This is a genomic window from Alkalimarinus alittae, from assembly GCF_026016465.1.
GTDB classification, from domain to species: domain Bacteria; phylum Pseudomonadota; class Gammaproteobacteria; order Pseudomonadales; family Oleiphilaceae; genus Alkalimarinus; species Alkalimarinus alittae.
In genome coordinates this window covers 2,584,983-2,606,002 of sequence record NZ_CP100390.1, presented here as the reverse complement: position 1 = coordinate 2,606,002, position 21,020 = coordinate 2,584,983, and the positions used below count along the sequence as shown (strand labels likewise).

The window sequence follows — 21,020 nt, the reverse complement described above, 5'->3', positions numbered from 1 at the left end:
TTAGCCCCTTTTCATTTTATAGTTATTTTAATGATCGGTGATCTTCTCGCTCTCCAACGATAATAGTGTTGCGTTACCCCCTACGGCGGTGGTGTTAATTGTTCGAGTCCTCTCTGTTGCAAAACGAAATAAGTAGCGTGGACCGCCTGCTTTTGGGCCTGTACCAGAAAGGCCTTGGCCACCGAATGGCTGAACGCCCACTGCAGCACCAATTTGATTCCTATTGATGTAAACGTTACCGACACGCACTTTGCTATCGATATAGCGTGCCGTCGTTTCGTTACGGGTATGAATACCTAAGGTTAGGCCATAGCCTGAATCATTAATTTGTTTAATAACTTGATCTAATTCACTAGCTTCATAAGTGATGACATGTAAAATTGGGCCGAAATGTTCTTTTTCTAGTTGGCTCATGTTCTCTATTTTGAAAGCAATTGGCGCTACGAAGTGCTCTTTTTTCAGTGACGCGGGCATGTTTGTTTCATAAATGACCATTGCGTTTTTACGCATATTTTCTATGTGATCAAGCAGCATATTTTTAGCATTGCTATCTATCACGGGTCCTACATCTGTTGCATGCAAGGAGGGGTCACCAAGGCTTAACTCAGCCATTGCACCCTTTAAAAGCGCTATCATTCGTGGGGCAACATCTTTTTGAATGTATAACACTCTAAGGGCAGAGCAGCGTTGACCTGCGCTTTTAAAGGCTGACTCAACGACATCTTTAATGACTTGTTCTGGCAGCGCGGTGCTATCAACAATCATCGCATTTTGTCCGCCCGTTTCGGCAATCAACGGTGCAATGGCGCCTGAACGCGCCGCAAGGTTACGGTTAATGCGTAATGCTGTGGCTGTCGACCCTGTGAAGGCTACACCGGCTATGCGATCATCTTGAGTAATTGCATTGCCAACCACGGAGCCTTCACCAGCCAATAATTGAACCACGTCTTTGGGTATTCCGGCTTCATGGAGAAGGTTGACGGCTAGGCTTGCAATTAAGGTGGTTTGTTCTGCAGGTTTGGCAATGACGGTATTACCCGCCACTAAGGCTGCAGCAACTTGACCAATAAATATCGCAAGTGGAAAGTTCCAAGGGCTAATACAAGCAAAGACTCCACGGCCTTGAAAGTACAATTCGTTAGACTCACCTGTTGGGCCAGGCATCACAAGAGGCGTTGCAAAATGGACGCGCGCTTGATGAGCATAGTAACGACAAAAATCAACCGCTTCACGTATTTCGTCGATGCTATCTTGAATGATTTTCCCAGCTTCTCTGTGGCATAATGCAACGAGCTCTGGCGTGTTAGCTTCTATTAAATCAGCCATTTTTTCTAAGTAACGCGCACGCGCTTCAACAGGTGTTTTATACCACTGTTCAAATGCAGAGTAGGCAGATTCGATGGCTGTTTCTACACCTGCTTCATCTGTCCATGTTACATGACCGACGATGCTACTTAAGCGGTAAGGACATTTGATCTCAATGACGCGACCCGTTGAAGGCGCTTCCCCGTTTATAATAGCCCCCCCTTGCCATTGCTTAGTCATAAAACGACTGACCTGCGTGTTAAAAGGCGTCCACTGACTCGCAATATCAATGTTGATACCTGATGAGTTCTTGCGTTCTTTACCAAAGATATCAGAAGGAAGTGGGATTTTATTATTTCTAAGTGGTGATTGTTTCCACAGAACCTCCATAGGGTGATGTACTAGGCTTGAAATAGGTGTATTTGCATCAACTAGACGGTGCACAAACGATGAGTTTGCGCCGTTTTCTAATAACCGTCGTACTAAATAGGGAAGCAGGTCTGCATGAGCACCTACAGGCGCATAAATACGCACTTTATTGGCTTTTTGGTCTGACTGATTACTCTTTAAAACAATATGGTACAGCGCATCCCCCATGCCATGAAGGCGCTGAAATTCATAATGGTCGTGGGTCGCGATACTTTTAATACTGGCAACAGTGTGAGCATTGTGCGTTGCAAACTGAGGGTATATTCGGCCTCTTACCTCGTCACTAAATAAAAAATGGGCACATGCTAGGTAAGAAACATCTGTCGCTTCCTTGCGCGTAAAGACAGGATATTCTGTAAGACCTGCTTGTTGGGATAGTTTGATTTCAGTATCCCAGTAAGCCCCTTTTACGAGGCGTAAAGGTATTAAGTCGCCTTGCTCTCGTGATAAAGCCGTAAGCCAGGTTAAAACAGGTAGCGCTCGCTTGGAGTAGGCCTGGACGACTAAGCCAAAATTACCCCAGCCCTTGACCTCATCAGACTGATAAAGCTTCTCGAATAGTGTTAGAGATAACTCAAGTCTATCCATTTCTTCTGCATCAATGGTGATGCCAACATTGAGTTGTCGAGCCTGTTTGATGAGTGTTAATGCACTTTGGTATAGCTCGGTGATTACACGGTGTTTTTGACCTTCTTCATATCGAGGGTGCAGCGCTGAAAATTTTATTGAAATCGAAGGGTGCAAGATGTTTTTTCCGCCGTGAGTGACGGTATTTGTATCGTTATGGGTGTCTGATAGTTGAGCGTTGTACTGTCCAATACGGGCGATAGCTGTTTGATAGTCTTTAAGGTATTTATCGGCATCGGAACGCGTTAACGCGGCCTCACCCAACATATCAAAAGAGTAGGTGTAGCCTTCGGAAAGGTTTTTCTGTGCGTTTTTAAACGCTTCTTCGATGTCTCTTCCGAGTACAAAATGTTTGCCCATGACAGACATGGCTTGATGCATGGCTTTTCGTATAACGGATTCGCCTAAGCGCTTAACGAGACGGTTTATAACGTTAGCAGGGGTGCCGTTAATTTTTCGATCGAGAATAACGACTTTGCCCGTTAGCATCAGCCCCCATGTAGCGGCATTAACGAGTACTGATTCACTTTTCTTAAGGTGTTTTTTCCAGTCGGCAACGCCGAGCCGATCACTAATTAATGCTTCTGCTGTTTCTGAGTCGGGAACCCTCATAAGTGCTTCAGCAAGGCACATCAACAAAATACCTTCTTGTGTGTCTAGGCTATATTGCAATAACAAAGAATCAATCATATGGACTGATCCGTCTTGAGCTCTTACTTGTTCAATTAATCTGGTGGCTTGCTCTGCGATGGATTTTGTATCGTCTGTTTTAACCAGCGCTAACAGTTGTTCTAGGTAGCTGTTTTCGTCAACACAATAGTTGGATGATATATATTGCTTCAGTTCAGCAGCCGACTGCATCATGAACTGTGGGTTTGTGGAATCTACTGCCTTAAACATCAGATAGCTCCTATCTTGATTTTAGCTCGATGGGTAGCGTGAGTTTTGTGTGCTTTAGTTCAACTGTACGTATTAATTGAATAAATAGTGATCAACTTGATACTAGCCTATAAGATCCATCTTAACAATCTTCATCGTAGGCTGCGGGTCCGTAGATAGCTGCAAGCAAGTAAGTGGGTTCACGCAGGTAGAACATGCAGGTAGAACAGGCAGGTAGAAAAAGAGTGCAGGAGGGGGGGGTAAAAGGAGCTTAAGCGATGTGGGGGCTGTATTGAGGTGGGCGGGCAAGGTAGTCGGTTACCTTGCCCGAATGATCATGATTTAACAGACAGTCGCTTCGCTGCTAAAAACTCAGTACCCATATCAGGCGACATGACTACCTTTTCTAGCTCTTCAAATTCTTCATAAATAAATCGACCCAGAACATTGAGGTCTGGCAAAAAGTCAGACGCTGCAATAATACCAAAATCAAGTTTACCGTTATAAGAGAACATCGTGACATTGAGTCTGTGACCTGGTCCTAACGTGCTCACTGGATACCATCCGAGCAACTCTGCACCTTCAAGATAAAGTGCGTTTTTGGGCCCTGGAACATTCGATACGATAGTATGAGAAAGTGGTGGCACTAGGCCTGCTACATTAGCTGTATCTGCAAGTTGTGATAGCCCATTGGTAACTAATGAATAAGCTTGAATGCTCGCGGCGGGTGATTCATCAATCTGGTGACGAACCGCTTGAAGTGATACGCCAATCTCTCTTAATCGAATAAAAGGGTCATCGGTTTTAGGGGATAGCTTGGTGGTCACTAAGCCAATTTGATTACCACCTACTTTGGCATCTTCTTTACGCAGGCTTACCGGCATGGTGATGGTTAATGTTGCGTTTAATGGATTGCCAATATGATCAAGGTAACGATGAATAGCACCATCTAAGCAGGTAAGGGCGATGTGATTTAAGGTATTACGTGTAATCTTACGCAGGTGGTTAACCCTGTCTAAAGGGAGTGATGCTGTGGTAAATGAACGCTTGGAGGTCACGCTACCTGTTAAGGGTGAAATAGCTGATGTAAAAGGCAATGATATTGCATTTTTGGTCAGCCCCATCGCTTCTAAACAAAGCTGGGTGGATATGCGCGATAACCCATAAGCCGTTTTAGCATTGCCAGTGGCTGCGCCTATTAATTTGTTCATTAATGTGGGCTTAGGGCGGCTAGACTTTTTGTTATATAAGTTGTCTTTCATTGCCCAAAAAGGAGGACGTCCAGTTTCAGCGGCATCTGTACTGAGGCTTCTTTCCATGATCTTACCCGCAGAAACACCGTCAGATACGCTATGATGAAAACTGAAGTAGATGGCAAACCTGTCTTTCGTTAAACCGTCTACAAAAACACAACGCCACATAGGTTTAGAACGATCGAGGTTGGCTTCATGAAGTTCAGAAATTAGGGTGTAAAGTTCACCCCGGCTGCCCTTTTTTAGCGATAAAAACTCAACATGATTGCTTGCCTTAAACGAATCACATTCTGTCCAATAAGGCGATAAAGGGTTCTGGGCGTTTAATTTAAGATTGTAAGGCGCGCAAGCGTCGTCTTCTTTTGACCATCTTTCTGAAAGGTTTTTTACAAAGTTTTTTGGTGCGTTTATCGGCTTTTGATAGATTTGTAAACCCGCAATGTGTTTGGGGCTGTTTTTTGTTTCAGTGATTAAAAAACCATTATCAAGAACGGAAAGATAACGTCTGTTTTCCATTATTTGCGCTTCCTGTATATCGTTGTTATCAAGTCAATTGATCGTGTTGAGCCTGAACACCTAGTTTATAAACATAGTCGGTATTAAGAGAATGGTGAGTATTTTAAAGATAATATGTGAATCGGTATTGACCAAAACATACCTAGATTGACGCCGCGCGCCATTAATTCCTTATTTCAAGTTGGGTGTTATATTAGGGACCCAGTTAGGAATATAGTGCTCATCCCAACCAAGCGAATTTAATGTTTTTTTGAAATCATCTTGTAATGGCGCTTTCAAGTGGATGCATTTGTTCGTAACGGGATGCAAGAAGGTTAGAGCGACTGAAGCCAGTAACAATCGATGACTATCATGGTGTTCAGAGAATGCCCTGTTTAGATTGCCTTTTCCATGCTTGGCATCCCCTATAATAGGATGGCTGATATGCTTTAGATGTTTACGGATTTGATGGGTGCGTCCGGTTTTTGGGTACGCGGCAATTAACGAATAGCGTGTAGACGGGTATCGGTCGATCGAATAGGGGCGCTCTGTGGTTGCCAGTTGTCTAAAGAGTGTCAGCGCATCTTGAGGTGCCCTTTGTTCAACGAGTTTTTTTTGGTGCTTGAACATAGCCGTTTCTTTTATCGGGTGGCGAATAATGCCACCGAGCGGTGTATGACCTCTAACCACCGCAATATACATTTTCCTAACGCTATTATTTGTAAATTGTTCTCCTAAATTTTTGGCTATTTCAGGCGATAATGCGAAAAGAAGTAGTCCTGAAGTAGGTTTATCTAAGCGGTGAACGGGGTATACCCACTGGCCAATCTGATTTCTTAAAATCTTCATGGCATATCGGGTTTCATGTTTGTCTATTGGGCTTTTATGAACCAGTAAACCGGATGGTTTATTAATCGCTATAATATGTTGATCTTTATATATAATATCCAGTTTTTCTTGTTCCATAACCACACTATAGCCGTATATGTTGTATTAATTAGTCAGAATATGATGAATTGGGCTGATAATCTTCTATTTACATAATAGAATGGTAACAGTTTGTATTGACCCATACGTAGAATTATTGAGTTAGCCTTAACGGGTGTCCATTTTTAAACCCTGGATCTCGCCTTCGCAAGAATGACAAAACTGTACAATTACAGTATTTCAGGATGGGTACTAACTTTAGAATCATAGCGTTATAGAACTACAGTCTTTTTGAGAGTAAGTGATCAGGTATGGTGGAGAAGGAAAGCAAGAAAATAGTTGAAGTTAACTTACCGATCCTAAAACAGCGCACGGACAGCGTATTACGAGGTGCTAGTGGCTTTGCTGTAAGCACCGTTAAGTTGCCAAAAGCGTTCTGGCCGGTTGCGCAGTTATTAATACGTGAAAACAACATCACACGTGACGAGTTGTCGAGTGACTTAGATAACCTATTTGAGGTGTTATACCAACACCCTTTATCTGAACATTCACGCTTATTTACGACGTACTTGAGAAAGTACAAACTGCTGCCGAATGAAGAGTCGACCGAGAACCTAATTCGTTTTCTAGTTAAGCAAGTCGTTGCACGTAGCCCAGTAGAAATTCCTGATGTTATCGTCGAAGAGTTCTGGTCATTCTTTCAAGAACTTATTAGTGCGCCTGAATTAAAAGGGCTGGTTGAGTTAAACCTCGATATTGTTCGCCTAGTGTTAAGAACATACGAACCCTTACTGGTTGAGTTGATTAATAAGGTTAAACAAATCCGTAAAGTTAATCAGATCGCTGCGTCTGATATGATGCAAAAAACGCAGATTTTAAGGGGGGATCTCCGGATTTTACGTCGCCAGATTAAGGCTATTCGTTATATCAAACCCTTCTTACAAACTGACCCTAAAGATTTCTCAACGCAAGCTGAAATAATCTCTAAAATGGTTAGAGAGTTTGGGCCGTTATTTATAAAAATGGCGCAAGTGGCAGCGTCTAATGCTGACCTTTTACCGGAAGAGATCGCCTCTGAGCTTAGGGTTTTCCAAGAAGATGTTGACCCCATGCTACCTGAAGATGTGCTTCAGGCATTTATGGAAGTATTTGGTAAAGCGCCTCAAGAGATTTATTTTAATTTCGATATCGACAAACCCCTCAAGTCTGGCTCTATTGGCTCGGTTTATTTAGCTAAAAAGCCTATGGTCAAAAACGGTGTTGAAGTATTAGTGCCTGTTATCGTGAAAGTGGCTCGGCACAACCTTGAACGCGAATTTCAAATGGGTTCTTTAGCCATAGAACTAATGCTGATGAGTAGTCAGTACTGGGCACCACACTCAAAACTATTACCCTTCTTGTCAGCAATGTCTGAGCAGATTAAAGAATTTACCAAAGGGTTTGAGCAAGAGCTTAACTTTGAAGATGAAGCTGTAATACAACGGCGTTTTGTCGATCGATCGCAAAAGTCTAATATCTGGCATGTTCCTCAGTTATATTTTTCCTCAGGAAGAATATTAGAAATGGAATTCCTAGATGAAGCGATGGCGATTAAACAAGCGATTAGTGAGCATGAAGGCAAAAGTCGAAGTCGCTTTCAGCGTAAGATCGCTGAAAACTTTTTGTTTACCATTTTAGAGCATTTGATCGTTCATCAGGAGTTTCATGGTGATCTTCATCCGGGCAATATCATGGTGGGTGCAGATGCGCAGCTCTACCTTATCGACTGGGGAAATGCCGTCGACATGAACGGTAAATGGTTGCTTATATGGAATTACTTGACCTCTGTGCTCGCCGGCGACACAAGTAAATTAGCACGTGTTTTGATTGAAATGAGTACCACGCCAGAAGCGAATGAGCTTCGCTTTGAAGAGATTAAAAAGGCGTTGGATGAAACATTGGCCAAGAAGAAAATTACACCGCTTGAGAAAAATATTGCAATAACGTTGTACCGAGAAGGGCAAGAGGGGCTTCATCGACGACTTCAAGCGTCACTACAGTTAATTTCTAATACCTACCAATTAGGAATCGTAATGCAGAGTGATTACTTGCACCTTTCTCGATCAATCGTGGCGATGGCCGGTACGTATCTTAATATGTACAACGGAGTCTCTAAATTGACAATGACGGCTGACTTAATCAAAGACTTATCGTTATTCCCCGTTAATCTTCTTAAAGACCGATTATCACTCAAGCGTGAAAGTGTTCGGCGTGCGTTGACGGTGGCTGAATAGTGAATATTGAGACAACGGATTCGACAGATACTTTTTCTGATGACGCGTTTCAACTAGTCGCGCAGAACGAGCAGTTTATTATTATTAATAAAATGCCGGGCATCTCTTTTCATACTGAAAATGAAGTACTCGGTATCGTTGAACGTGTTAAGTCTGCAATGGGGGTTAGTGAGCTGTACCCTGTACATCGCCTGGATAAAATAACCTCAGGGTTATTAGTTTTGGCGAGAACACCTGAGGCTAATCGTGCAATATCAACGCTTTTTCGTGAACGGCGGGTAGACAAGTATTACTTAGCTGTTTCAGACCGAAAGCCAAGTAAGAAGCAAGGCATGATAAAAGGGGATATGGTTCGTTCACGCAGAAGTATGTGGAAGCTTAGTAAAACCCTAGAAAATCCAGCGATTACGCAGTTTTTTTCGACATCACTTGTATCTGGTAAGCGCTTATTTTTGGTAAAACCAAAAACAGGGAAAACCCATCAAATACGCGTAGCGTTAAATAGTGTGGGGGCGCCAGTACTTGGTGACCCATTGTACAATACCGATTCTATGAAAGTGGCATCAAGAGGTTATCTTCATGCCTATGCAATTAGGTTTAACTTAGCTGGTACGGACTATTGCTTTGTCAGCGAGCCAACAGTAGGGGCGTTATTTACGTCACCTGCTTTTAAGCAGGCCATTAAGCAATACGCAGAACCTTGGTTATTGGCATGGCCTAAAACAAACGTTTAACCTGAACAGTTTATTACAGCGCTTTTGTTTTTCGCTCACCACATCGATTGCATTGATAGAGCGTGATTAACTTGCCCTGCTTAACATCAAACTGTTTTTCTTTCACTATTTCCCATTTATGGAAACCACTTTTGCAAAGTGTTTTCCCTTTGTGTTTTTCTTTAAGTGAAGGGCGTTTAAATTGAATGACATTAGACATAACGGACGCCTGAATATGAAACGGAATAGCATAATTATCGAGCTATTATGACCTTAAGTAATACGAGAGGCTACTTTTCAGTGGATTGATGTGGTAAAAATACTGATAAAATGATGTATTCAAATAACAATAAAATGAACACTCTCCCTCAATGTTAAATAATCAGTCCAAAATCATTTTCTCGGTCTTGCTGATCGTCAGTATATTGCTGCACATCCTGGTCTGGTGGTGGGTTGATATAAACGAACTATTTAAGCCAGACCCCGTAACGGACTCAACAACAGTTCAGGTAACGCTCCAACAGCCAAAAGTACCACCTCCGCCACCCGTACAAAAGCCCCCGCCGCCAGAACAAAAGACTCAGCAACCCAAGTCTAAGCCAAAGAAACAGCAGCCCCCTAAGGAGAAGTTAAACGAAGAACGGCATCTACCCATGCACAATGCAGATACGTTTGCCTCATCCAACAACACCGACCATACAGCCAAGAAAATAAAAAATGACAAACAAGTAGGCAACGCTGACAAAGACCTTGTCGGTGACAAAACTAAAGACAATAAAAAAGAAGAGCTAAAGGCCGAAAAAACAGAAAAAGCTAAAGCCAAGACCGTTGCTACTAACCTTAAAAATGCTGATAAAAACACCAAAACTACTGATAAAAAGCCTGATATAGCCGAAACTAATAGCGAGCAAAAGAGTAAACAGGTTTATAGTGAGAATCAGTCAGATGAACTGAAAATGGTTAACTTATATTTGGCGCGTATGAAGCAACAGATTATTGAAAAAATCATACAGCCAAGAAACCCCGTTCGACCCGGTAGAGGGGCGATCAGTTTTGATTTAGGAAGTGATGGTTATTTAATTAGCGTTGAGATAGTGAAGAGCAGTGGAGATTTTGTGCTTGATTTGACGGTATTAGAGGCTGTTAAGCGTGTTCATCGTTTTGACGTTCCAAGCTCTAAAGCTATAGCGGCTAAATATTATAAAGACTTGGTGTTTTACTATGATGAGAATATCTTGAAGCAGTAACTCTGTGATGATTAAAATTTGATTGCTGTAGTTTAATTTGAAAACCCTGATTCCGTTCACACCTCACTACATCAGGGCTACGGTACGGCATGTTTATATGTAGAATTATTGATTATCTGCGCGTAGATTTTTTGAAACTGCGCTATAATCCCCCTTTTTTTAATGACGAGATCTCTTCATGCAAAACACCTCACAGGTCGTGGCTAGAAACCTAAATATATTCGACGGTTCATCTTTGTTGATTGTAGGCATGCCCGATGACGACCTGTTGTCTCAGCTAGATTACTCTCAAGCATTTACTTGGGACTATTCGGTTTATTCAATGCTTAGCCAGAGCGGTTTTGAAAACCTTTCTTGGGGAGCTGAACTTAAATCAGATCAACTGTTTAAACAGGTTCTGATGTTTATGCCTAAGTCCAAACCTGAACTTGATCTACTATTTGCTATGGTGTCTTCAAAAATGGAGATCGGGGGAGAGCTTCTTTTAGTCGGAGCAAAGAAAGAAGGCATTAACAGTGTCGCTAAAAAACTAAGTACTGTGGGTGAAAACCCAATCAAGCTTGATATGGCGAGGCACTGTCAGCTTTGGAGTGTTATTAAGTCCATTGAAAGTAAACCGTTTAATTTAGATGACTGGTTAAAAGAGTATGAGTATAGTGCAGGCGAAGATACGTTAACGGCCGTTTCTATACCGGGTGTGTTTAGCCACGGGCGACTTGATGATGCAACGGCATTACTCCTCGAAAACTTAGGTAAAATACCATCAGGTAGAATTCTAGACTTTGGCTGTGGTTGTGGTGTATTGGGTGCGATGATATCCAAAAGAAACCCAGAAGCCATGGTTGAGTTAGTAGACATTAATGCGTTGGCTTTATATTGTGCTGAAAAAACGCTAGCGCGTAATAACCTTAAAGGAAAAATCTATCCATCTAATGGCTTGCGCGATGTTACAGGGCGCTTCAACGGTGTATATACTAATCCTCCATTCCACAGTGGTGTTAAAACAAACTACAGTATCACTGAAACGTTTATTCGCACGGTACCTGATCACATGGCGAAAAACGCACCTTTTCGATTAGTAGCAAACAGCTTTCTTAAGTACGCTGAGTTGATTGACGGAGCGCTAGATCGTTACGCTGTCGTGACAGAAAATACAAAATTCAGAGTCTACAAAGCATTTAGATAAAGTCTTCCTTCTTATGGTCTTCAGGTTTTCTAAAGGGCATTAATATTGCCCTTTTGGTGATTTATAAATGAACAAGTATGAGCACACTCAAGACCGTAATTTTGACGGATTGGCAGAGCATTTTAAGAAAAAAATATACGGCTCCTCTAAGGGTGAGATCCGTCTGCAGTTATTATGGGAAGACCTCGAAGAGCGCCTTTTAAATGATTTACCTGAGGCGGCGAGTTTATCAGTTCTAGATGTAGGTGGCGGGATAGGGCAGATATCTGCAAAATTGGCCGAGGAGGGTCATAATGTCATCGTGACGGATGTCTCGAAGGATATGCTCGAATTAGCCCAGCAGCATTTTATCGCTGAAAATATCCCTTCTGAGTATTACCAGTTAAAGAATCTAGCGCTTGACCAGCTGCCGCAAGCCACCGCTGAGCCTTCTGATTTAGTGATTTTCCATGCAGTGCTTGAATGGTTGGCAGACCCTCAGGCAGGGTTAACCCACGCAATGAATGCGGTTGCAGATGATGGGTACTTGTCTCTGATGTTTTACAATAAACACTCAGTGATTATGAAAAACCTATTAAAAGGGAACTTTCGAAAAGTAGTGTCTAATGATTTCATAGGCGAAAAGGGGGGGTTAACACCCATTAGTCCGTTAGACCCCCTTGATGTTTATGGTTGGTTGGAGAGCGCCGGGTTTGATATCGTGAGCAAAACCGGCATCAGAGTGGTTAATGACTATCTAAATAGAGACCTTCAGGCGAGTCGCAGCTATGAAGATATTCTACATATGGAAAAGTTATTATGTCGCCAAGAGCCTTACCTATCGCTTGGGCGCTATATCCACGTCATTGCTCGAAAGCGGTCATAACATCTACTGTAAGCTGTTATGGATGTGAGATTAACGTTCTATAGCTTCATAATTTTTAAGTTTTTCTATTGTCTGTAGTCTTGCTTCACGTCGAACTGCTGCCTGCTGAAAGCGTCTTTCTTGTAGTGCAGACTCGATCGTTAAAGCGGGGACTTTAGCGGGTTTATTATTTTCATCTAAGGCAACAAACGTAAAATATGCCGATAAAATGTGTTTACTGTCGCCTGTATAGCTATTTTCAGCTTCTACTCTTACGCCGATCTCCATTGAAGAACTCCATGCCCTGTTGATCGAGACTTTAAATACCAATGTATCATTCTCTTTTGCAGGTGCCATAAAGTGGATTGAATCAACCGACGCTGTAACACAAACGTATCCGCTGTGCCGTTCGGCGACGACTAGCGAAAGCCGATCGCACTTTGCCATAATCATTCCGCCAAATGCCGTGCCGTGTGCATTTAAATCGTTTGGAAAAACCTTATATACTTGCCCCTCTATAGAGGAGTCAGAAACGGGTTTGGTGCTTTGTTGAGACATAGGTTGTCCTAGGTGATAATAGCTTTATGGTCAGACCCTAAAGACGCGACTAAATTGCCTTAGGTAGTATAGACTTAATAGTGTACTGTACTGAGTAATGTTATCGATTTTACAGGTAGTTTAGACGTTACACCACAAAGGAAAAATAATGTTGAATCCTTATCCACCACAAAAACACCTCCTTCCTACTGTAGATACCGCTTTGCCTGGGCGAACGAAAGAAATGGCCGTTGACCCTGTTCACTTTGTTTCAGGTAACACCATTAAGACACCATTTCCTGAGCGCTGTGAGCGCGCACTCTTTGGTATGGGGTGTTTTTGGGGCGCTGAAAAGAAGTTTTGGAATATTGATGGTGTTTATTCAACCGCGGTTGGTTATGCAGCGGGTATAACCCCTAATCCAACCTATGAAGAAACCTGCACAGGGCTGACAGGGCATAATGAAGTGGTTCTTGTTGTATTTGACCCTAATATGGTCAGCTATAACGATCTTCTAAAGGTATTTTGGGAATCTCATGACCCGACTCAGGGTATGAGGCAGGGGAATGATATGGGCACTCAATATCGCTCAGGTATTTATTATTATAGTGAGCAACAGCAATCCCAGGCCATTGAAGCGGCTGATCACTATCAACACCAACTAGAAAATGCAGGAAGAGGCCCTATAACCACCGAGATAACGGCTGCTACTGAGTTTTATTATGCAGAAACTTACCACCAGCAATACTTAGCGAAAAATCCAAAGGGCTATTGCGGTCTAGGTGGAACAGGTGTTTGTTATAGTGAGTAAGAATGAGTAAATATCAGGCAAAAAAAAGCCCCTGGGGATAGGGGCGAATGATCTCTAGCAATCGATATAGTGTAAAGATGCTAGGGAGGGGTAGTGCTTACTTCTAAAACTTAGCTAATCACTTTACCTTTTAACTCATTTGCTTTTTCTAGCAACGATTTGATCTTACCGTCAACAGAAGTCAAATAGTCGCTGATGACTGGCTTAACGTCGTTGTTGAATTTGCTTTCAGCTTGAAGCTTTGCATATGCGCTCATCATAGTGGCATTCCATGATAGTTGCTTGCGAGTATCATAGGTTGCCGAATCTAAATTAAGTATTAAGCGCTTAAGTGTAGGGTTGTGTTCGCGTATCTCTGCAATGACTTCTGCAACTGTTTTTTCTTCAATCGCATTTGAACCTAATTGGCTGAGTACTTTTTTACCTTCTTTCGTTGCTTTATCTAACTGAGGTTTTAATTGAGACTGAACTTTCTCGCTGACTGTTTGAATCTGCTTAAGTTGAGTTTTAAATGTTTCTTGAATCATTAAATGCCCCAGTGCTGTATGTGATAGTTAGTGTTTTTGATCACTAAATTGCCTATAAAATCGATATTAGGGAAATAAATTAGAATATTCATCCTAATTTACTATTTAAATCATTCCTCTTATAAATCATGTTGTTTTTTAGTTAGTTTGCCTTCTATTGGTGCTGTGCACTATTGCGTATTCAAACGTAGTGCGTTTTTTTCGTTGATCTTGCTTAAATCGCTTTTAAATGGTGCGTCATGATATTTTTATGCTTTTAAGTAGTGCTTACGTTGATAATTATAGTGTTAAAAATAGCTTATAAATCTCCATAACATATTGTAAATAAAGTGTTATATAGAACTTGGATTGAAAAATGATTAATAACTCAAGTATGTGCATTCATAAAAAAGATGTGTACTGATAAAAATCATAATTCAGTTAGGGTCTCTAGGAGAGATAGGAATGAAAAAAATTACTGCTTCAATTTCGGGCATAGCGGCTGCGGTAGCGCTTAGCCTTTCAGCGTCTCAGGCTATAGCGGCTGATGAAACAATCAAAGTGGGTATCTTACATTCACTGTCCGGCACTATGGCGATTAGTGAAACAACATTAAAAGATACCATGTTGATGCTGATCGAAGAGCAAAATGCAAAAGGGGGCTTACTCGGCAAAAAGCTTGAACCTGTTGTTGTTGACCCTGCATCAAACTGGCCTCTTTTTGCTGAGAAAGGCAGAGAGTTGATCGACAAAGAGAATGTATCCGCTATTTTTGGTTGCTGGACGTCAGTATCACGAAAATCTGTTCTTCCTGTAGTAGAAGAGCTCAATAGCCTTTTATTTTACCCTGTTCAGTATGAAGGCGAAGAGTCGTCTAAAAATGTTTTCTACACTGGCGCAGCGCCAAACCAACAAGCGATCCCTGCGGTTGACTACCTAATGAAAGATCTGGGTGTTAAACGTTGGGTACTTGCAGGTACTGACTACGTTTACCCACGCACCACTAACAAAATTCTTGAAGCCTATTTAAAAGCTAAAGGCGTAAAAGAAGAAGACATAATGATTAACTACACGCCGTTTGGTCATTCAGATTGGCAGAGCATTGTATCTGATGTTAAGAAATTCGGTTCTGCTGGTAAGAAGACAGCGGTCGTTTCAACAATAAACGGTGATGCTAACGTTCCATTTTATAAGGAACTAGGTAACCAAGGTATTTCTTCAGAGCAGATTCCTGTCGTTGCTTTTTCTGTAGGTGAAGAGGAACTTTCAGGTATTGATACCAAGCCATTAGTGGGTCACTTAGCCGCTTGGAACTACTTTATGAGTGTTGAAGATGATTCAAACGAAGCATTCATTGAGAGCTGGCAGGCATACATTAAAAACGAAGAACGTGTAACCAACGACCCAATGGAAGCGCACTACATCGGTTTCAATATGTGGGTTGAAGCGGTTGAGAAAGCAGGGACTACTGACCCTGCTGTCGTGCAAAATGCGATTATCGGTGTTTCTGTACCTAACTTAACCGGCGGTATTTCGTCAATGATGCCTAACCATCATGTGACTAAGCCTGTACTTATTGGTGAAATCCAAGACGACGGTCAGTTTCAGGTAGTTTGGCAGACAACAGGTAATGTAGCAGGTGATGCTTGGTCTGATTTCTTACCTGGTTCAAAAGATATTATCTCTGATTGGCGATCGCCTCTTTCTTGCGGTAACTACAACGTTAAGACCGCTAAGTGCTCTGGTCAAAACTTCTAATATTTGACTGCTTAACACTAGCAATGCACCGCAGACCACTGCTCTTAGAGTGGTGGTCTTTTATCATTTTCATCCTCTAAAGTTTGCAGTCATAGCAGGCAGAGCGATTGAATAGGGAAAAAGAAATGTTTTGTTTTAGAAAGCACGACTTAGCAAAATGTAAATCAAAGCTTGAGATCGTCAGTATGATCATGCTGCTCATCGGAATGTTAGCTTCCGCTACGGCTTGGTCTGACACATACTTTGATCAATCAATGGTTAAGTTACAGGGGAAAAACTTTAAGCGTGTTACAGAAGGAATAGACCTACTAGCTCAGAGTCGTGATGAACGTTCAGAACGATTACTGAAAACGTTGCTGGCGGGTGACTTATATCGATTGAAAAAAGAAAAACGACTGGTCACCATCATAGAAGAAGTCGGTAAAGGCTATTTGCTTGCTGACATCTTAGACACTAGCAAAACCTACACGGTGAGTAGCAAGCGGAAAGTTAAACGTGTTGCGATTAATAATACGTTACGTACCAAGATAAAAGCGGCAATAGCTCAGATACAATTATCGGACCCAGACCCTGCTAAAAGAAGTGCAGCCGTAATCAGTTTATTTGACGTGGTTGATGACAACCAAATTGCGCTTTTTGAAACCCTGTATAAGCAAGAAAAGAATGAGAAGGTTAGGTCCCTTATTGAATCAGGGATTGCCATTGGTAATTTAAAAACGGGTTCCGTAGTAGAGAAATTAGCCGCTATAAAGACGCTAGAAGATAGTTTAGAGCCCACGGTAAGAAATGCATTACAAACTGTCGTTAATGATGAAACTGAAAAGCGTGTTATTGATTCAGCGACTAAAACGCTCGCTAAAATTGATAAACGAATAGATAACTATGCGTTGATGGAAACGTTGTTCTTTGGCTTAAGCCTTGGATCCGTTTTAGTGTTAGCTGCAATAGGGTTGGCAATCACCTTTGGCGTTATGGGCGTTATTAATATGGCTCATGGCGAGTTAATCATGCTAGGTGCCTATACGACATACGTGATTCAGTTAATCATGCCGAATAATATTGGTGCATCGTTGTTTGTTGCTATACCTGCTGCATTTCTGGTGTCTGGTTTAGTTGGTATTGCCATCGAGCGAGGTGTTATTAGGCATCTATATGGTCGTCCACTTGAAACATTATTGGCCACTTTTGGTTTAAGCTTGATATTGCAGCAAGCGGTACGTTCAGTTTTCTCACCACTCAATCGAAGTGTTGAAACCCCTGACTGGATGAGTGGGGCGCTTGAAATAAACCCTGTTTTTTCCATCACCTATAATCGTCTATATATCATCATTTTTTGTTTGATTGTGTTTGCCATGTTGTTCTTTGTGCTTAAGAAAACCACATTAGGTTTAAAGGTAAGAGCAGTTTCGCAGAATCGTGCTATGGCGCGAGCGATGGGCGTTCGATCTGAGTGGGTTGATGCATTAACGTTCGGTCTGGGTTCTGGTGTTGCCGGTGTAGCAGGTGTCGCTTTAAGTCAATTAACCAATGTAGGGCCCAACTTGGGGCAAGCATACATCATTGATTCATTTATGGTGGTGGTGTTTGGTGGTGTAGGAAACCTTTGGGGAACCTTAGTTGCCGGCATGTCATTAGGGGTGGCTAACAAAGTGTTAGAACCTATGTCTGGTGCTGTACTCGCAAAAATACTGGTACTTATTTTTATTATTCTCTTCATACAGAAAAAACCTCGTGGGCTTTTTCCTCAAAAGGGCCGTGGAGCGGAAGGGTAAATCATGCATACTAATAAACAATTATTTGATAAGAAATCTCAAATATTTCTAATCGTTCTCGCGATCGTAACTGTTGCCGTTCTAGGGTTAAACATATTTGTACCTGAAGGCAATGCGTTACACATATCAACCTATACCGTCACGTTACTCGGTAAGTATTTAACCTTTGCATTACTCGCCATAGCGGTTGACCTTGTATGGGGGTATATGGGCATTTTAAGTTTAGGGCACGGTGCATTTTTTGCCTTGGGTGGTTACGCCATGGGTATGTACTTGATGAGGCAGATTGGCGATCGGGGTGTGTACGGTGATCCGATCCTTCCTGACTTTATGGTGTTTCTAGACTGGAAAGAGCTGCCTTGGTTTTGGCAAGGGTTTGATATGTTCTGGTTTGCCATGATTATGGTGGTGTTAGTACCTGGCATTTTAGCCTTTGTGTTTGGTTGGTTGGCATTCCGTTCACGTGTAACGGGTGTATATTTGTCAATCATTACTCAGGCCATGACCTACGCGCTTATGCTCGCGTTCTATCGAAATGAAATGGGCTTTGGCGGAAATAACGGTCTGACAGACTTTAAAGACATATTAGGGTTTAGCTTACAATCCAATAGTACAAGACTCACCTTGTTTGCGCTTTCAGCGGTGTTTCTTGCTCTTGGCTATATTGCCTGTCGATATATAGTGACGTCTAAACTCGGTCGAGTATGTATGGCGATACGTGATTCGGAAGATCGAACGCGTTTTATCGGATACCGTGTCGACAAAGTTAAGCTTTGGGTCTTTGTATTCTCCGCTGCGCTAGCCGGCATTGCGGGTGCGTTATATGTTCCTCAAGTGGGGATCATTAACCCGAATGAATTTTCACCTCTTAATTCCATTGAGTTAGTGGTCTGGGTCGCGATTGGTGGACGAGCAACACTATACGGTGCTGTCATTGGCGCGATTGCGGTGAACTATGCCAAAAGTTACTTTACCGTAGCAATGCCAGAAGTATGGCTATTTGCATTAGGTGGCTTGTTTGTTCTTGGTACGCTATATCTTCCAAAAGGCATTGCCGGCTTTATGAACCGTAAGGGGGCAGCCGCATGAGTATTTCAGTTACGACTTATTTAGACTCTATTCGTGAGCGTGATCGTGTGTTTGACCTTGTGGCCCCTCAGGCAGATAAACGCCTTGAGATAAAGAATGGTTGCATGCTGTATGTTGAAGATGTGAGTGTTAGTTTTGATGGGTTCAAGGCTATTAATAACCTAAACCTCTATATAGATGAAGGTGAGTTGCGTTGCATTATCGGGCCTAATGGCGCAGGTAAAACCACGATGATGGATATCATAACCGGCAAAACCAAGCCTGATACGGGGACTGCGTATTTTGGCCAAAAGATTAACCTTCTTGAGATGAGTGAGCCAGAAATAGCCCAGGCAGGAATCGGCCGAAAGTTTCAAAAACCGACTGTGTTTGAAGAACAGTCGGTGTTCGATAATCTTGAGTTGGCGATGGCGGGGCCTCGCGGTGTACTCCCGACGTTATTCTCTAAGCTGAAGGGTGAGCAAAAAGATCATATAGAACAGGTGATGGTTCAAATTGGACTGCAAGAGCATAGTATGGCGCGATCAGGTGCATTGTCTCATGGCCAGAAACAGTGGCTAGAAATTGGCATGCTATTGATGCAAAACCCTAGGTTATTGCTGGTTGATGAGCCGGTTGCAGGTATGACCCACCAAGAAATGGATAGAACCGCTGAGCTATTGACCTCATTAGCAGGTAAACATTCCGTGATTGTCGTCGAGCATGATATGGACTTTGTTCGGTCAATTGCTAAAAAAGTGACGGTTTTACATCAGGGGAGTGTGCTTGCAGAGGGGTCTATGGATCAGATTCAAAGCGATGCACGCGTTAAAGAAGTTTATCTGGGAGAGTGATGACATGCTTACAATAGAAAACCTCAACCAGTTTTATGGTGAAAGCCATACGCTTTGGGATCTTAATCTTCATGTAGAAGAAGGGAAATGTACCGTTTTAATGGGACGAAATGGCGTTGGTAAGACCACGTTGTTAGGCTGCATTATGGGGTTGTTGCCCATTAAGTCAGGTAACGCTCAGTTTATGGGGCAAAGCCTATTTGATTACTCTGCTGAAAAAAGAGCATCAATGGGGATTGGTTATGTTCCTCAAGGACGACAAATATTCCCTGCGATGACCGTAGAAGAGAACCTACAAATTGGTCTATCGGCAAGAAAAGATAACATTAAGAAAATACCTGACTTTATCTATGAGCTTTTCCCTGTGCTTAAAGAGATGATTAATCGCAGAGGCGGTGATCTATCGGGTGGTCAACAGCAGCAGTTAGCGATAGGTCGCGCGTTGGTGGTTGATCCGAAACTGCTTATTCTTGATGAGCCTACAGAGGGTATTCAGCCTAATGTTGTGCAAGAAATTGGCGATATTATTCGTAAATTAAATCAAGAAACTGGGCTCACAGTGTTACTGGTAGAGCAAAAGCTACCTTTTGCCCGAAAAGTTGCGGATAACTTTTGTATTATGGAAAGAGGTAAACGTGTTGCTATCGGCAATATTGATGACTTATCAGAAGACCTCATCAAGGAATACTTGACGGTTTAAGCCCTTAAAAGAGACCGCCATTCTACCCCGCTAAGACCTATGCCATTAGTTTAAAACAATGGTATAGGTCTCCGTTCTCGCGTTATAATCTAGCCCCTTTTTTAACTCTCATTGAGTGTTTACATGGCCCGTTTTAATGAAATCGGTACGGCTATCATTCCTGGTCAAGGTTCTCAACTTAGACTCCTTCAACGTAATGATGAATTTGCAATCAAAATTGCAGGTAAAACCGGTGAGTTGATGAATACTCGCCTTCATGGCTCTGAAGATGCCTTAGCAACATTGGCGTGCGAACGTATTGCCAACCGCAAAGACGTTAAAGTGCTAATCGGTGGGATGGGGATGGGCTTTACGCTCGCAGCCGCACTAGGCTCGCTTAAAGACGATGCAGAAGTGACTGTGGCAGAGCTTGTGCCGGAGGTTGTGGAGTGGAATAGAGGGCCGCTAGGGGCTGCATCAGGTTATCCTTTAAATGACCCTAGAACAAAGATTCACTTGGGCGATGTCGGTCAGCTGATGAAGCGTGAAGAGGGCTTCTATGATGCGATTTTGCTCGATGTAGATAACGGGCCAGAAGGCTTAACACGCAAAGAGAACGATTGGATTTATTCACCTGAAGGTATCGCAGAAGCGCAAAGTGCACTTAAATCGGGCGGTATATTGGCGTATTGGTCAGCGGGTGAAGACCCCACATTTACCGAGCGTTTACGCCGTGCGGGCTTTCAGGTTACAGCTGAAACCGTCAGAGCGCACAAGCCCGGTAAAGGGGCTAAACATGTTATTTGGTTGGCATGGTAACCAGCAAGTAGGTCAACATTAAAATAGAGGCTCAGCAC

Annotated in this window: 18 protein-coding genes; 12 read left to right on the top strand and 6 right to left on the bottom strand. The window is 42.5% G+C overall.

Annotated features, from left to right (window positions below):
• Positions 1-27 precede the first annotated feature (27 nt).
• The 3 genes from putA to NKI27_RS11880 form a co-directional block, all read right to left on the bottom strand.
• Positions 28-3,261 carry a bifunctional proline dehydrogenase/L-glutamate gamma-semialdehyde dehydrogenase PutA gene (gene putA / locus NKI27_RS11890; RefSeq protein ID WP_265046268.1) on the bottom strand — a complete coding sequence of 1,078 codons (3,234 nt, stop codon included), beginning with the start codon at positions 3,259-3,261 and terminating at the stop codon, positions 28-30.
• 314 nt (positions 3,262-3,575) lie between these two features.
• Positions 3,576-5,009, bottom strand: coding sequence for a wax ester/triacylglycerol synthase family O-acyltransferase (locus tag NKI27_RS11885; RefSeq protein WP_265046267.1), 1,434 nt, complete (start codon positions 5,007-5,009; stop codon positions 3,576-3,578).
• 171 nt (positions 5,010-5,180) lie between these two features.
• Positions 5,181-5,954, bottom strand: a complete 774-nt coding sequence (locus NKI27_RS11880; RefSeq protein WP_265046266.1) for a pseudouridine synthase — start codon at positions 5,952-5,954, stop codon at positions 5,181-5,183.
• A gap of 272 nt (positions 5,955-6,226) precedes the next feature.
• Between NKI27_RS11880 and NKI27_RS11875 the strand changes: the two genes are divergently transcribed.
• Together NKI27_RS11875 and NKI27_RS11870 are read left to right on the top strand one after the other, a co-directional pair.
• A complete protein-coding gene (locus tag NKI27_RS11875) occupies positions 6,227-8,188 on the top strand; it encodes an AarF/UbiB family protein (RefSeq protein ID WP_265046265.1) in 1,962 nt (653 codons plus the stop codon).
• Positions 8,188-8,922 carry a TIGR01621 family pseudouridine synthase gene (locus tag NKI27_RS11870; protein WP_265046264.1) on the top strand — a complete coding sequence of 245 codons (735 nt, stop codon included), beginning with the start codon at positions 8,188-8,190 and terminating at the stop codon, positions 8,920-8,922. Before NKI27_RS11875 ends, NKI27_RS11870 begins: the two co-directional genes overlap by 1 nt.
• A gap of 13 nt (positions 8,923-8,935) precedes the next feature.
• Here the strand turns inward: NKI27_RS11870 and NKI27_RS11865 are convergent, their stop codons facing one another.
• Positions 8,936-9,121 (bottom strand): hypothetical protein, encoded by a 186-nt coding sequence (locus NKI27_RS11865; RefSeq protein ID WP_265046263.1) that lies wholly within the window; start codon positions 9,119-9,121, stop codon positions 8,936-8,938.
• Positions 9,122-9,272: 151 nt separating this feature from the next.
• Between NKI27_RS11865 and NKI27_RS11860 the strand changes: the two genes are divergently transcribed.
• The 3 genes from NKI27_RS11860 to NKI27_RS11850 all read left to right on the top strand — a co-directional run bounded on the left by NKI27_RS11860 (position 9,273) and on the right by NKI27_RS11850 (position 12,199).
• A complete protein-coding gene (locus NKI27_RS11860; protein ID WP_265046262.1) occupies positions 9,273-10,148 on the top strand; it encodes a cell envelope integrity protein TolA in 876 nt (291 codons plus the stop codon).
• 178 nt (positions 10,149-10,326) lie between these two features.
• On the top strand, positions 10,327-11,334 hold the full coding sequence (locus NKI27_RS11855; RefSeq protein WP_265046261.1) for a methyltransferase: 1,008 nt from the start codon (positions 10,327-10,329) through the stop codon (positions 11,332-11,334).
• A 67-nt stretch (positions 11,335-11,401) separates the two neighbouring features.
• Positions 11,402-12,199, top strand: coding sequence for a methyltransferase (locus tag NKI27_RS11850; protein WP_265046260.1), 798 nt, complete (start codon positions 11,402-11,404; stop codon positions 12,197-12,199).
• 30 nt (positions 12,200-12,229) lie between these two features.
• Here the strand turns inward: NKI27_RS11850 and NKI27_RS11845 are convergent, their stop codons facing one another.
• Positions 12,230-12,736, bottom strand: coding sequence for an acyl-CoA thioesterase (locus tag NKI27_RS11845; RefSeq protein WP_265046259.1), 507 nt, complete (start codon positions 12,734-12,736; stop codon positions 12,230-12,232).
• A gap of 148 nt (positions 12,737-12,884) precedes the next feature.
• Between NKI27_RS11845 and msrA the strand changes: the two genes are divergently transcribed.
• The gene (msrA, locus tag NKI27_RS11840) at positions 12,885-13,526 is read left to right on the top strand and encodes a peptide-methionine (S)-S-oxide reductase MsrA (protein ID WP_265046258.1); all 642 of its coding nucleotides are present in this window, start codon (positions 12,885-12,887) and stop codon (positions 13,524-13,526) included.
• Positions 13,527-13,636: 110 nt separating this feature from the next.
• Here the strand turns inward: msrA and NKI27_RS11835 are convergent, their stop codons facing one another.
• Positions 13,637-14,053 carry a hypothetical protein gene (locus NKI27_RS11835; RefSeq protein ID WP_265046257.1) on the bottom strand — a complete coding sequence of 139 codons (417 nt, stop codon included), beginning with the start codon at positions 14,051-14,053 and terminating at the stop codon, positions 13,637-13,639.
• Positions 14,054-14,497: 444 nt separating this feature from the next.
• Between NKI27_RS11835 and urtA the strand changes: the two genes are divergently transcribed.
• From urtA to NKI27_RS11805, 6 genes are all read left to right on the top strand, one after another.
• Complete coding sequence (gene urtA / locus NKI27_RS11830) at positions 14,498-15,790, top strand: urea ABC transporter substrate-binding protein (protein WP_265046256.1); 1,293 nt, start codon at positions 14,498-14,500, stop codon at positions 15,788-15,790.
• Between the two features lie 125 nt (positions 15,791-15,915).
• Entirely contained in the window at positions 15,916-17,562 is a 1,647-nt protein-coding gene (urtB, locus tag NKI27_RS11825) for an urea ABC transporter permease subunit UrtB (RefSeq protein WP_265046255.1), read from the top strand.
• A gap of 3 nt (positions 17,563-17,565) precedes the next feature.
• A complete protein-coding gene (gene urtC / locus NKI27_RS11820; protein WP_265046254.1) occupies positions 17,566-18,651 on the top strand; it encodes an urea ABC transporter permease subunit UrtC in 1,086 nt (361 codons plus the stop codon).
• Between the two features lie 104 nt (positions 18,652-18,755).
• A complete protein-coding gene (gene urtD / locus NKI27_RS11815) occupies positions 18,756-19,484 on the top strand; it encodes an urea ABC transporter ATP-binding protein UrtD (protein WP_406803153.1) in 729 nt (242 codons plus the stop codon).
• A 4-nt stretch (positions 19,485-19,488) separates the two neighbouring features.
• A complete protein-coding gene (urtE, locus tag NKI27_RS11810; RefSeq protein ID WP_265046252.1) occupies positions 19,489-20,184 on the top strand; it encodes an urea ABC transporter ATP-binding subunit UrtE in 696 nt (231 codons plus the stop codon).
• A 123-nt stretch (positions 20,185-20,307) separates the two neighbouring features.
• Complete coding sequence (locus tag NKI27_RS11805; protein WP_265046251.1) at positions 20,308-20,982, top strand: spermidine synthase; 675 nt, start codon at positions 20,308-20,310, stop codon at positions 20,980-20,982.
• Positions 20,983-21,020: the final 38 nt, after the last annotated feature.